Below are 11882 nucleotides of genomic sequence, written 5' to 3'. Positions count from 1 at the left end.
GCGACACGTGCAACGCCTGCCGCTGCCGGAGAAGAAAACAGCGGTGCTCACTCCGCGCAGATCGCGGGCATCCACGAGCTCATGGAGCACTGGCGCGAGGACAGCGGCATGAGCCTGCGCCCGAACTACCGCGTGCTCATCGACGGCATGGACATCATGCTCGGCACCTCCGCCCGCGTCGAATGCATCGGGCTGTGCCGCTGCGATGTCGACATGACCGCAAGCCCGCCGACGCTGCTCTTCCAAACCGCGACCGGATTGCCGATGAGCGTGAGCAACTACGAGTGGCTGTTGCGCTCTTTCGTCGACGATAACGGCGACGCGCTCACCGCCATCGGCGTCGACTCCGACCGCCACTCCACGCACATCTACCGGCGCACAGTTGCAACCCTCGTCGAACAGGCCGTGGGCATCACCCTCGCCTCCCGCCTGCTCGGGCACGCGAACTAGCAGATCACCGCGCCAGCTATGTCGCCTCTGCCGAGGAGGTCGACCCGATCACGATCGACATCCTCGACGCGATGCTTGGGCAGGGAAGGCCGTTGTTGGTCAGCTCGCGAGGGCGCGCGCCTTCACCGCAGCGAGGTCGCGCTCCAGGCGTTCCAGTGCGACACGCAGGTCGTCACCTTCATGGCTGGCGAGTCCATCGAGGATGAACCCGCGGGCCAGCGTCGAGACGGGCACGCCGTTCGACGCTGCCAGGGCTTGCAGCGCCTCGAGTGTCTCCGGCGGGACGCGCAGCGTCAGCAGGGGAGAAGGGCCGCGGTTCGGCTTCGTCCACTCGCCCTCGGGAACGCCGTCTCGGTACTCAGCAGTGTCGGCGTCAAGCTCAGCGCGGATCGCGTCGCGCGTTTCGTCGGGAATCCGATCGTTCATCCTTCTCGCCTTCCTTCGTAGAGCTTCCGGTGTGCCTCGTTGGCCGTCCACGCGTTGCCGCCGCAGAGCCGGCCTTCATGTCTCACGACGATGACGACCAGCAACTCGCCGCGAGTGCTGCTCCAACCGAGGTAACGGTCCGACTTACCGGAACGGCTCCCGGGTCGGGGGATCGCGGCAGAGCATCCGGATCGTCGATCGCTGCCTCGGCTTCATCGGGCGTGACTCCGTGCCGCTCCCACATGTACGCGACGGCCTCGGAATCCCACTCGACATCGGCCAAAGCTCAGTGTATAACACGTGTCTTACGTCGAGCACGAGTAGCTGCTGAGAGATCGAGAACCTCTGGACGTTGTTCGGGCTGCGCTCTCGCGTGAGACAGCGCTTGACGCCTATGATCTGGGCGACATCAACACCAACCGCATCCACGTGACCGTGACGAGGCACCGCCGGTTCCGCCGCGCGGGCGGTGACGGATATGTCGTCCATTATGAGGAGCTTGATCCGCAGCAGATCGGGTGGTGGGATGAGATTCCTACGGTCACGGCGGTGACGGCGATCGCTCAGTGCATCGAGTACGGCGCGCCGACATACTTGCTGCGTCAGGCGTTGGAGCGCGGGCATGCTCGAGGCTACCTGAAGACCGCGGAGCGCGACGCCTGCAGCAGATGCTGGAGGTGCGTCGGTAGTGATGGCCATGCGGCATCAGTTCTCCTACTGATGAAATTCCTTTATGACCCTATTCGTGGAGTACAAGCAAGCAACGCGCGAGGCTGAACTGGCGCAACTGCGGCGCGTGCTTGCGGCGCGTGCTTGCGGTGCGTGCGATGCTTCTTGACGGGGACTCGCAGCGCGACATCGCCAAACAGCTTGGGGTGACGCAGCCCGCAATCAGCTGTCAGGTTGCTCGCGAGCGCACGGACGGCGCGCGGCCGAGCGATCTCGTCACGGCGGGGCGCGCGGTTCTTCGGCAGGTTGCCAAACGACGGGGTTTCACGAAGCTCGCCGACCTCGCTCAGGAGATGGGGATCGCGTCGGCAAGCATCTACGCGTGTTTCGGCAGCAAGGAAGACCTGTTCCGCCAGGTCATGGCGTTGTACACGGCGACGGCCGGCGCCCCGCCGCGTCAGGCGTTGACCGACACACCGACGACGCGCATGGCGATCGAGCGGATGCTGTCGGCCACCGTCGACCAGATCACCAGCGCCGACTCGCCCCATTACTGCATGCTCGTGCTGGCTGCGCCGACGGGTGCGATCGAGAACGACGCGGTCCTGGAGTTCCTCGCCGAAGGCCGACGCGGCCAGCGCGCCGCGATCCGTGCTCGGCTGGAGCGCGGTGTCGCCGAGGGCGACCTCGCCGCATCCGCAGATTGTGACGCGTTGGCGCGCTATTACGCGACCGTCGTACAGGGGCTTTCGATCCAGGCGCGCGATGGTGCGACGCGGTCGGAGCTCGACGATGTGGTCGCGTGTGCCATAGCCGCGTGGGACGCTCTTGCCCGATAACCTGTGGCCGACGACATCAGTCTCGCCCGGCCGGCAACACGTTCCGATCGCTTTCAGCCGGTCGCTTTCAGCCGATCGGGGAAGTTGGCGAAGAAGATGGCGAAGCCGGCGCGACAATTGACGTCGCGCGACAGGACAGCCTCGATCGCGCCCTACTCGAGACTGACGCGGTGATCAACTGCGCCGGCCCGTTCTTCGACACCGCCGAAGCCGTGGCTGCGAACACTACCGGAGCCGATTTCGGAATTGATGGCGGAATGGTGGACACGCCGTGAACCGTGCCACAACAATAGATTTCTCACGATGAAAGGTGCGACCGATGGCCGGAACGCTAACAGAGTCTGAACTCGCCGAGATCAAGGAAGCCAACGCCTCGGGCAAACGCTCCGTCGTGTTCGTGCACGGGCTGTGGCTGCTTTCGGGCAGTTGGCGCCGTTGGCGTGACGAATTCGAGGCAGCCGGGTACGCGACGATCGCTCCGGCGTGGCCAGACGACCCGGAGACGGTTGACGCCGCGCGCGCAAATCCAGAGGTCTTCGCACACAAGATGGTGCAGCAGGTGACCGATCACTACCTCGAGGCTGTCACCGCACTCTCGGAAGCCCCTGCGCTTGTCGGGCACTCGTTCGGCGGCCTGATTGTGCAAAAAATGGCCGGTGAGGGCGCCTCCGCCGCCACCGTCGCGATCGATAACGCGCCGTTCAAAGGCGTGCTTCCGCTGCCCGCTTCTTCGCTGAAGTCGGCGTCGCCGGTGCTCGCAAATCCTGCCAACCGAAAGAAGGCGGTGGCTCTCACGTTCGAGCAATTCGTCTACGGGTGGGCCAACAACCTCGACGAGGCAGAAGCTCGCGAACTGTACGACGAGTATCACGTGCCGGCATCCGGAGTGCCGCTCTTCCAGGCTGCCGTCGCCAATTTCAATCCTTTTGGCGGCGCGACAGCTGTGGACACGAAGAACCCTGACCGTGGCCCTCTGCTGATCATCGCCGGCGACGCCGACAACACCGTTCCCCTCGCGATCACGCGCGCCTCATACAAGATTCAAGCGAAGAATCCGGGCGTGACAGAGATCGTCGAGATTCCGGGTCGGGGGCACACCCTCGTCATCGACCACGGATGGAAAGAAGTGTCCGACGCAGCCCTCAGCTTCGTGCAGGAGCATTTGCCGACGGAATGACGGCCGCCTGACGGCCAGGTCCAGGCATTGCCTGAGCCGTTCGTCGAAGTTTGCCGGCCATCCGCATGACCGCGCGTACGCCCGGCCGGCTGGCGTCGAGCGGTAATGTTTTTCCGGGTAACGTGTTGCCGATTGGGGGGGGCGGGGCATGTCCGCGTTGATGCTGATGGGCTTAGCCGCAGTGTTGCTGTGGTCGCTCGTGGCGCATCGGTTCGAGCGCTGGGGTGTCGCCGGGCCCGCGGTGTTCGTCGTCTTGGGGGCGGCCACGACGGTCTGGGACCTCCCCGCGTATGCTGCGGTGATCGACGCCCCTGCAAGCGAAAAAGTCGTCGAGGTGATCCTGGCGATTGTGCTGTTCGTCGATGCCACTGAAGTGCGTGGAGGCATCTTCGGCCGCGAGCCGCGGGTGACCCTGCGGCTCGTGCTCATCGCCCTGCCGTTGTCGTTGATCCTCGCCGCGGTGGCCAGTGCCCTCTTGATTCCCGAATCGTTGCTGCTGATCGGCGTGATCGCGTGCGTGATCATGCCGACGGACTTCGCCCCGGCGGCGAACATCCTGCGGTTCAGCCACGCTTCAACCCGGGTGAGGCAGATCCTCAACGTCGAGAGCGGATACAACGATGGGCTCATCTCTCCGCTTTTCGGCATGGCTCTGCCGATGGCGGTTGCGCTCACCACCGTGCTGCATGCCAAGCCGGGCGAGAACGACGACGCCGTGGTCGGCTCGAACCTGCACCAAACGGCGGATGCGTTCCTGAACGCCGTGCCGGCATCCGTCGTTGCGATCGTGGTCGGGGTCGTGCTCGGCGGCGTGATCGGCGTGGCAGTGCGCGTATTGTACCGACGCGGGATTTCGAACGAAGCGGGCGTGCGGTTCGTGATGCTGCTCTTGCCCCTGATCGCGTACGCGATTGCGACGATCCCGGTATTGAACGCGAACGGTTTCGTCGCAGCCTTTGTGGCGGGCCTCATGTATCGAATCACCCGGACGAGGGGGCAACAGGAGCGGGTGATCCCACACTCTGAGCTGATGCTCGTCGACGAGATCGGCGTGCTGACCACGAGCATCGTCTGGTTCATGCTCGGCGGGGCGGCGCTGCTGGCTTTCACGTCAGGATTCGACTGGCGCGTGCTCGTGCTCGCAGTCCTCGCCCTGACGGTGTTGAGGATCGTCCCCGTGTATTTTTCGCTCTTGGGCAGTTCAGTCGGTTGGCGCGACCGGCTGCTCATCGGTGCTCTCGGACCGCGCGGCACAGCGACGATTGTGTTCGGCCTGCTTGCCTACAACGCTCTGCCGAATGAAGAAGGCAGTCTGGTGTTGCTCGCGACGGTAATGACGGTAGTCGGCAGCGTGCTGCTGCATGGCGTCGCCGCGCCGCTCGTGCTGCGCCGAATCGCTCCGGTCGGTTCGGTGCCAGCCACGGTAGCGGTGGAATAGCACGCCGGCCCACCACGAGCGCAAGCGCACCTGCCGCGATCCAGCCCGTGCTTTTCTTCTTGCTCTACGGTGCTTAGCTGACCTGAGCTTGGCTGACCTGGGCTGGACTAATCGGGGCCTGACTCCGCCGATGATGCCGCGATTCGTTCATGGTGACGCTCCTCCCACTCGCATTTCATACGAGAGTCGCGCACGGAGCTAGGAGTTCCATACGAGCATCCGTTGGATGCTCTGCGTGTATCCTGTCAGAATTCCGATTGGCTGTCACACCGCGTCCGGGTCGCCCCAACCGGGACCGCCGAATCCCATTTCCTCAGGGGCAACATCGCGAGTCGTCTGCGTAAACTGCCAGCGGTGCCCGGCCAGATCCTCCACCGTGCACGCGCGTTCGCCGTATGCGTATTCGGTCGGTTCCTGGAGTATTCGTGCACCCCGCGAGCGCACGCGTTCGAACTGGGCATCGACGTCGTCCACGCGCACCTTCAACAGGTGGGTCTCCGTGTGCGCTTGTGGCTGCTGCCGCTCGCCGCTGACATCGGCAACGATCATCGCCCCGTCAGCTCCGATCTGCAGCTGCGATCGGTGCGCGTCGCCCACGCGGACCCGCTCGACGAACCCGAAGACATCCGTGAGCCAGGCTACCGCGGCACGCACATCCGGGTAGACAAGCACAGGAACGACCGTCACGGGCGGGGCGGACCTGTTGTTGATCACAGGGCGATCATAGGCTCGCGCCGCGGTCACGGCCAGTGCCACATTCAGCCCTGCTCTGCGGCCCATCCGGCAACGCGCTGCGCGCTGTCTTCGTCGGAAAGGTCCTCGACGCGCGTCATGATCGACCACCTCACACCATACGGATCGCGGATGCTTGCGAAGCGATCTCCCGACACGAACGTCGATATCGGCTCCCGGATGGTTGCTCCGGCTTGCACGGCGCGCTCGAGAAGGCCATCGGCATCCGAGCAGTAGAGCCCAAGCGAATAGCTGTCGGCCTCACCGCTCGGGGCGGCAATCAACTGGTAGTCGGGATTGGGTTCACCGAGCTGCAAACGCCCGTGGCCGAAGTCGAGTTCGGCATGAGCGACGACGCCGCCGAACTCGGTCACACTGATCACGCGGGCGCCGAACACGGTCTGGTAGAACGTGATCGCCTGCTTCGCAGACGGGATCGCGAGAAACGGAGTCAGGCTCGTATAGCCATGCGGAATGCCGTGGTTCGTGTGCTCGCCGTCGGCCGCGATGATCGCTTCGGATTTCATGGTGTTGGTCATGGGAACGACGGTACGAGGTGGCGTACCGTGAGGGCTTGGAGATTTGCGACAAGCCGCGATTTGCGACAAGCCGCGATTCGCGACAAGCCGCGATTCGCATGAAACCGCAGATCGAAGGTCGGAGGTGACCGGTGGAGCGTTCATTCAAGGGCATCCTCTATCCGACCCGACTGCCCGATTTTCACCGCATACCGGCCCCCGACATCGTCGCACACCTGGTCCAATGGTTTTGGATACCTGAATGGGACATCGAACCGGGGCGCACATCGCGCCAACAACTGATCGCGTATCCGACCTCGAACCTCGTTGTTCTGCCAAGCACAGTGGAGTTCGCCGGCCCGGCGACGCGGGCATCGCATCGCGATCTGACCGGCCGCGGCTGGGCAGTCGGCGCACTGCTGCGTCCTGCCCTGGTGCCGCACCTGATCGAGGACCCCGGCCGCATGCGCGATCGGTTGACGATGCTGCCGCTGCCCGAACTGCAGAGCGCCGTTTCCTCGGCCATGGCCGGGGCCGACCCGGAAACTCGGCGGCGCACCGCGGTCGGTTCGTTTGTGGACTGGCTGGTGGCGCAGCATCCGGAAGTCTCCGAGGAAGGAGAACGTGCGAACCGGATGATGCACATCATCGCGACGGATGCCGACGTGCGGCGAATCGACGATATCTCCGGTCGGCTTTCGGTTTCGTCCAGGACTCTGCAGCGAATTGCGAGAAAGTATGTCGGACTCAGCCCGTCCGAGTTGATCAGGCGTCGTCGGCTGCAGGATGCGGCCGAGCGGGTGCGAACCGATCCGGTCGCAGATCTTGCCGCCCTTGCTGCCGAGCTCGGATACGCCGATCATGCCCACCTCACCAACGACTTCCGGATGGTGCTCGGTTTCACGCCGAGTGACTATCGCCGCAGCATTCAATCGTGAAATAGTGCGCTTGCGGGGTGTATCTGCAGGCACGATGTCTGGTTTGCTCGATCGCCTACGACCTCTGAGGGACAGCGCCAAACCGGTGCCGCGAAACGCGAGGTGACCATGAAGTACATGCTGTTGATCTATGGAACCGAAGCGGCCTGGGCGGCGATGACTCGGCCCGCCTTCGAGGCGCTGATGGCGAAGCATGCCGCACTTCAGCAGGAGTTGCGAGCGTCAGGCGAGTTCATCGACACGAACGAGCTGGTGACCGAGAACTCCAAAGTGGTGCGCACCTCCCACCGTGCAGTCGAAGTCACCGACGGCCCGTTCGTCGAAGTCGAGGAGGTGCTCGCCGGGTATTATCTGGTTGAATGCGACAGCATCGAACGCGCAACGGCGATCGCCGCGACGCTGGGCGAGGCCGAGTTCGGTTTGGTCGAGGTGCGCGCGACGACTCGTGAGCCGGACCATTGAGCTGACTTGGACCGTCCGCTGGTCGAGCTGTCGGGTCTCGATACACGTCCTCGCTGGCGCTCGGGCGTTACTCGACCGCCGGGGTTGTTGGTCGGACTGTCGGGTCTCGATACACGTCCTCGCTGGCGCTCGGGCGTTACTCGACCGCCGGGACTGTTGGTCGAGCTGTCGGGTCTCGATACACGTCCTCGCTGGCGCTCGGGCGTTACTCGACCGCCCGGACTGTTGGTCGAGTAGCCCGCGAGCGCAGCGAGCAGGCGTATCGAGACCACCGATTCCTCGGTCAGCCACCCGCCGGCGTGAGTGCGGCGACGATCGTCTGCGCACCGGCCCAGTACGGCGCGTAATGGTTTGGGTCGTCGTTCACTTGCACTGCGTGCGCCGCTTCGGTCGGCGCCATAGTCTGCCAGCCATCAAGGCTGGTCAACTTGTTGAAGAAGTTGGTTGCGGAGATGTATGGATCCATCCGATCGGCCAGCGTGCCCCATGCGCCGTTGTCGCGCTGCTGGAAGAGCCCGCGACTGTCAGGGCCGGCAGCATCCCCGTAGTCGAGCACCCGAAGTCCGGACTCGCCCATCGCCGTCATCACGCCGACGGCTTGTGTGTGCGTTCCGATGCCCTGTGCGCGTGCCGCATTCATGATGTACGCGGCATTGATCAGCCGGTCTTGGCAGTAGCCGGCGACCGGGCCGGCCGGCACGGTGATGCCACCGACGTTGACCGGCGCCGCGGCAGGGCAACTGATCGAGGGGCTCGCAGATGATGCACCGGATGCACCAAATGCACCGAAGGCCGACGAATTGATGGCGACGACGGCGCCGCAGATGGCAAGACATACCAGAACCGCCGTGATGGCAAATGCTTTGCGCACGCTGGTGCTCCTGCGGGTCGATCATGGCAGCCGCGGGTCGGCCTGCGCGCAGTCGACCATACGGACCGACCCTCCACGGTCGGTATGAGCAGCCTGGGAGTCGGCCTGTTCAGGCGTGCTTGCGCGCCCGCGGGCCTGCGATCAGCCGCTCGACAGGGCCGACGAGCCACTGGTTCCAGATGGCGAGGAATGCGGTCATCGCCGCTCCGGTGTACAGGATCGACCCGATGACATCCGTCGGATAGTGCACGCCGATGTACAGGCGTGACCACGCCACGAACAGCACGCACACCGCGCCGATGATGATCGCCCACTTCTGCCCGCGGCGCCGGCGATACAAGAAAACAAAGCCGAGTGCGAGCGCCATCGCCAAACAGGTGTGCCCACTCGGGAAGCTGTCGAGGGTGACCTCTGTCGACAGCGGGTGGGCGAGCAGGTGGAAGTCGGGGCGGGGCCGGTGCACGATCATCTTCACGAGCTCAGAGCTGAGCCATCCGCCCGCTACGACCAGCAGAAACGTCAGGCCGACCATCCGATCGCGCGTTCGCCAGAACACGGCCAGCGAGACGAGCACCACGATTATGAGCCCCATTGTCGGTGAGAGCACCCATTGCACCGCAAGTGTCACCGAGTCCCAGAACGGAACGTGAGCACGGCTGAGCCACTGGTCGACCCCGATTTCGGTGTGCGCCCACGAGGCGGACCCGGCGAGCACCTTTGCGACCCCGATGACGACGAATACAACCAGCACTGAGACGATCAGGGTCGCCCAGAATCGCCGGAATGGTGCAAGCATTCCGCGGAAGCGGGCACGCTGTTCTGCGCGAGTGAGAGTGTCGGTTGTCATTCGATCCTTAGCTTGTTCGACTTTTGATCTCAGCGTGCGGTGGCGGTTCTAAGATCTCTCGAAGACGGCACTTAGCGAAGCGGATCGAATCTACGGTACACGTCCGGTACGGTGCCGCCCGTCATCGCCTCGGCCAGGAACTTGCCGGTGAGCGGACCGAGCGTGATGCCCCACATGCCGTGACCTCCTGCCACGTGCACGCGCGGTGAGTGGGTCTCACCGATCAATGGGAGCCCATCCGGGGTGCACGGCCGCGAACCGACCCACTCCTCGCGCCGGTCCGCCCAGTCGATCCCGGTGAACATCGGCTTCGCCGCGTTCATGACCGCGCTGATTCTGCGCGGGTCAAGCGGTGCCTCCGCTGAGCGGAACTCCATCATTCCGCTGACCCGGAAGCGGTCTCCGAGCGGCGTGCACGCGACGCGCGCGGCGGGAAAGTAGATCGGTCGGGTCGGCATCGCATCCGGTACGACGGTGAAGCTGTATCCGCGCCCGGCTTGCACGAGTTCTCGCACTCCGTACGGGTGCGCCAACGCGCCCAACCAGGTTCCGGATGCGATCACGACGGCATCCGCGGCGACCGGTTCTCCCGAGGCGGGCACGATCTCGACGCCAGAGCGGCCTCGGTCACGCACGTGCGTCACATCGAATCCGGTCACGATCTCGGCACCGCGCTTGCGCACTGCCCCGGCCAACGCCTCGACGAACTTCGGCGGATTGATGAAGTGCTGCCCGTGCAGCTTCACACCGAATTTCACTCCCGGCCCAAGGGCCGGTTCAAGCTGACGCAACTCGTCGCCGTCCGACAGTTCGTAGTCAACGGCACCGCCCGCTGCAACAATGCCGTTGAACTCATCGAGCAAGCCCGCTCGCTCCTTCTCAGTGGCGAATCCGGCGAGAAACGGTTCGGCGAGCTGTGTCTGTTCTGCGACGCCGCCATTCGTGAGCTCGTCGAACGCGTCCATTGCCATGCCGGCAACTTCGGCGTAGACCGCCATCGATGATCGCCAGAAGCCGGGAGTGCAGTGCCGGGCGAAGCCCACCAGAAAGCGCAACAGCTTCGGACTCAAAGTGAACGGAATGTACAGCGGCGCAGATGGGCGCATCACGGCACTGATGCCGTAGGCAAGCACAGCAGGCTCCGGAAGTGGGATTGTCAAAGCTGGCGCAATCCAACCCGCGTTGCCCCAGGACGAGCCGGCGTTGACTGCGGTCCGTTCCACGATCGTGACGCGCACCCCGTGCTCTTGTAGAAAATATCCCGTAGACAGGCCGACCATGCCCGCCCCGACGATGACGACGTGATCCAGGCCGGCCACTGCTGATCCCTTCGTTGGATACTTCTCATCCTGGCATCGTGTCGGAGAATAGACGAACGCGGTGCAGTCGTCGCACCGATCAGAGGGAGCGCACGATATGCAAGCCGTGGAGTACAACCGCACGGGCGGTGCAGAGGTTTTGCGACTTGTCGAGAGGGAACTGCCTGCGGTCGGCCCCCGCGAGGTGAGGGTGCGGATCGTGGTTGCCGGCGTGAACCCGACGGACTGGAAATCGCGTCGAGGAGCAGGTGACGGAACTGCGCTGCCGCAACCGCAGGTGCCGGGCCAAGACGGCGCCGGCATCGTCGACGCGGTCGGTGACGGTGTGGTCGATTTCGCGCCAGGCGACCGGGTTTGGGTGTGGGATGCCGCGCAGTATCCCGGCGGGGGTACGGCGCAGGAATACGTGACACTGCCCGCACGACAGGTCGTCGCGCTGCCTGGTCCTGCCTCGTTCGACCTCGGCGCCGCGCTCGGCATTCCTGCGCTGACCGCCCATCGGGCGCTGACAGCATTCGAGCACGCGCCCGCGCAACTCGCGGCAGGGAGCTTGAGCGGTCGAACCGTGCTCGTGACGGGCGGCGCCGGCGCTGTCGGCCATGCCGCCATCGAATTGGCCTGCTGGGCCGGTGCCACCGTGATCACGACAGTGAGCAGCGCGCAGAAGGCGGCACTCGCCGCGCGTGCCGGCGCGCAGCACGTCATCAATTATCGAGAGGCGGATGTGGAAGCCGGGATCCGCGGCATCCGCCCCGATGGGGTCGACATCATCGTCGAGGTGAACCCGCTCGCGAACCTCGAACTGGACCAGAGTGTGATCGCTCCGAATGGCACCATCGCGCTGTACGCGGCGGACACGGGTGCCGTGCTCGCACTGCCGGTGCGCGCGAACATGACCAAGAATGTTCGGTACCAGTTCATCCTCACGTACACGACGACGGTGGCCGAGAAGGATGCCGCGGTGGCTGCAGTCAGCGAAGCTGTGGCGGATGGCGCGCTGCACGTCGGTGAGGCCTCCGGGCTGCCACTCATCCGCTTTCCGCTCTCGCGCACAGCCGACGCGCACCGTGCGGTCGAAGTGGGCGCCGTCGGCAAAGTGTTGATCGATGTGGGCGCCTGACTGATCTCGAACAAAACCGCGCATTGCAATCCGGCGCGTGGGGAGTCAGGCTGAAGTCGGGCCGAGTTCACGCCAA

14 protein-coding genes are annotated in these 11882 nt (G+C 64.6%); 7 read left to right on the top strand and 7 right to left on the bottom strand.

Going from position 1 to position 11882, the window contains the following annotated elements:
- Positions 1 to 108 precede the first annotated feature (108 nt).
- The gene (locus QU604_RS13005; protein WP_308465054.1) at positions 109 to 450 is read left to right on the top strand and encodes a site-specific integrase; all 342 of its coding nucleotides are present in this window, start codon (positions 109 to 111) and stop codon (positions 448 to 450) included.
- A gap of 99 nt (positions 451 to 549) precedes the next feature.
- On the opposite strand, the gene QU604_RS13000 is transcribed toward QU604_RS13005, so the two are convergent.
- Together QU604_RS13000 and QU604_RS12995 are read right to left on the bottom strand one after the other, a co-directional pair.
- The gene (locus tag QU604_RS13000; protein ID WP_308465053.1) at positions 550 to 876 is read right to left on the bottom strand and encodes a hypothetical protein; all 327 of its coding nucleotides are present in this window, start codon (positions 874 to 876) and stop codon (positions 550 to 552) included.
- 82 nt (positions 877 to 958) lie between these two features.
- Positions 959 to 1159 carry a BrnT family toxin gene (locus tag QU604_RS12995; RefSeq protein ID WP_308465052.1) on the bottom strand — a complete coding sequence of 67 codons (201 nt, stop codon included), beginning with the start codon at positions 1157 to 1159 and terminating at the stop codon, positions 959 to 961.
- Positions 1160 to 1703: 544 nt separating this feature from the next.
- Here QU604_RS12995 and QU604_RS12990 point away from each other — a divergent pair.
- The 3 genes from QU604_RS12990 to QU604_RS12980 all read left to right on the top strand — a co-directional run bounded on the left by QU604_RS12990 (position 1704) and on the right by QU604_RS12980 (position 4999).
- Positions 1704 to 2384, top strand: coding sequence for a TetR/AcrR family transcriptional regulator (locus tag QU604_RS12990; RefSeq protein WP_308465051.1), 681 nt, complete (start codon positions 1704 to 1706; stop codon positions 2382 to 2384).
- Positions 2385 to 2703: 319 nt separating this feature from the next.
- The gene (locus QU604_RS12985) at positions 2704 to 3561 is read left to right on the top strand and encodes an alpha/beta hydrolase (protein ID WP_308465050.1); all 858 of its coding nucleotides are present in this window, start codon (positions 2704 to 2706) and stop codon (positions 3559 to 3561) included.
- Positions 3562 to 3709: 148 nt separating this feature from the next.
- The gene (locus tag QU604_RS12980; RefSeq protein ID WP_308465049.1) at positions 3710 to 4999 is read left to right on the top strand and encodes a cation:proton antiporter domain-containing protein; all 1290 of its coding nucleotides are present in this window, start codon (positions 3710 to 3712) and stop codon (positions 4997 to 4999) included.
- A gap of 264 nt (positions 5000 to 5263) precedes the next feature.
- Here QU604_RS12980 and QU604_RS12975 read toward each other — a convergent pair whose 3' ends face one another.
- Positions 5264 to 5713: a VOC family protein gene (locus QU604_RS12975; protein ID WP_308465048.1), complete on the bottom strand. Its 450-nt coding sequence runs from the start codon at positions 5711 to 5713 to the stop codon at positions 5264 to 5266.
- Between the two features lie 44 nt (positions 5714 to 5757).
- Entirely contained in the window at positions 5758 to 6270 is a 513-nt protein-coding gene (locus QU604_RS12970; protein ID WP_308465047.1) for a VOC family protein, read from the bottom strand.
- A 131-nt stretch (positions 6271 to 6401) separates the two neighbouring features.
- On the opposite strand from QU604_RS12970, the gene QU604_RS12965 reads away from it, so the two are divergent.
- Both QU604_RS12965 and QU604_RS12960 read left to right on the top strand, forming a co-directional pair.
- Complete coding sequence (locus tag QU604_RS12965; protein WP_308465046.1) at positions 6402 to 7187, top strand: AraC family transcriptional regulator; 786 nt, start codon at positions 6402 to 6404, stop codon at positions 7185 to 7187.
- Positions 7188 to 7295: 108 nt separating this feature from the next.
- Positions 7296 to 7649: a YciI family protein gene (locus QU604_RS12960; RefSeq protein ID WP_308465045.1), complete on the top strand. Its 354-nt coding sequence runs from the start codon at positions 7296 to 7298 to the stop codon at positions 7647 to 7649.
- Positions 7650 to 7932: 283 nt separating this feature from the next.
- Here the strand turns inward: QU604_RS12960 and QU604_RS12955 are convergent, their stop codons facing one another.
- From QU604_RS12955 to QU604_RS12945, 3 genes are all read right to left on the bottom strand, one after another.
- The gene (locus QU604_RS12955) at positions 7933 to 8520 is read right to left on the bottom strand and encodes a hypothetical protein (RefSeq protein WP_308465044.1); all 588 of its coding nucleotides are present in this window, start codon (positions 8518 to 8520) and stop codon (positions 7933 to 7935) included.
- A gap of 109 nt (positions 8521 to 8629) precedes the next feature.
- Positions 8630 to 9367 (bottom strand): phosphatase PAP2 family protein, encoded by a 738-nt coding sequence (locus QU604_RS12950; protein ID WP_308465042.1) that lies wholly within the window; start codon positions 9365 to 9367, stop codon positions 8630 to 8632.
- Between the two features lie 71 nt (positions 9368 to 9438).
- Positions 9439 to 10686, bottom strand: a complete 1248-nt coding sequence (locus QU604_RS12945; RefSeq protein ID WP_308465041.1) for an NAD(P)/FAD-dependent oxidoreductase — start codon at positions 10684 to 10686, stop codon at positions 9439 to 9441.
- A gap of 97 nt (positions 10687 to 10783) precedes the next feature.
- Here QU604_RS12945 and QU604_RS12940 point away from each other — a divergent pair, with 97 nt between their 5' ends.
- Positions 10784 to 11806, top strand: coding sequence for an NADPH:quinone reductase (locus QU604_RS12940; RefSeq protein ID WP_308465040.1), 1023 nt, complete (start codon positions 10784 to 10786; stop codon positions 11804 to 11806).
- Positions 11807 to 11882 lie beyond the last annotated feature (76 nt).

It is taken from the genome of Rathayibacter sp. SW19 (assembly GCF_030866825.1).
Classification (GTDB): Bacteria; Actinomycetota; Actinomycetes; order Actinomycetales; family Microbacteriaceae; genus Rathayibacter_A; species Rathayibacter_A soli.
The sequence above is the reverse complement of the archived record's forward strand: the minus strand, read 5'-3'. Positions and strand labels throughout refer to the sequence as shown.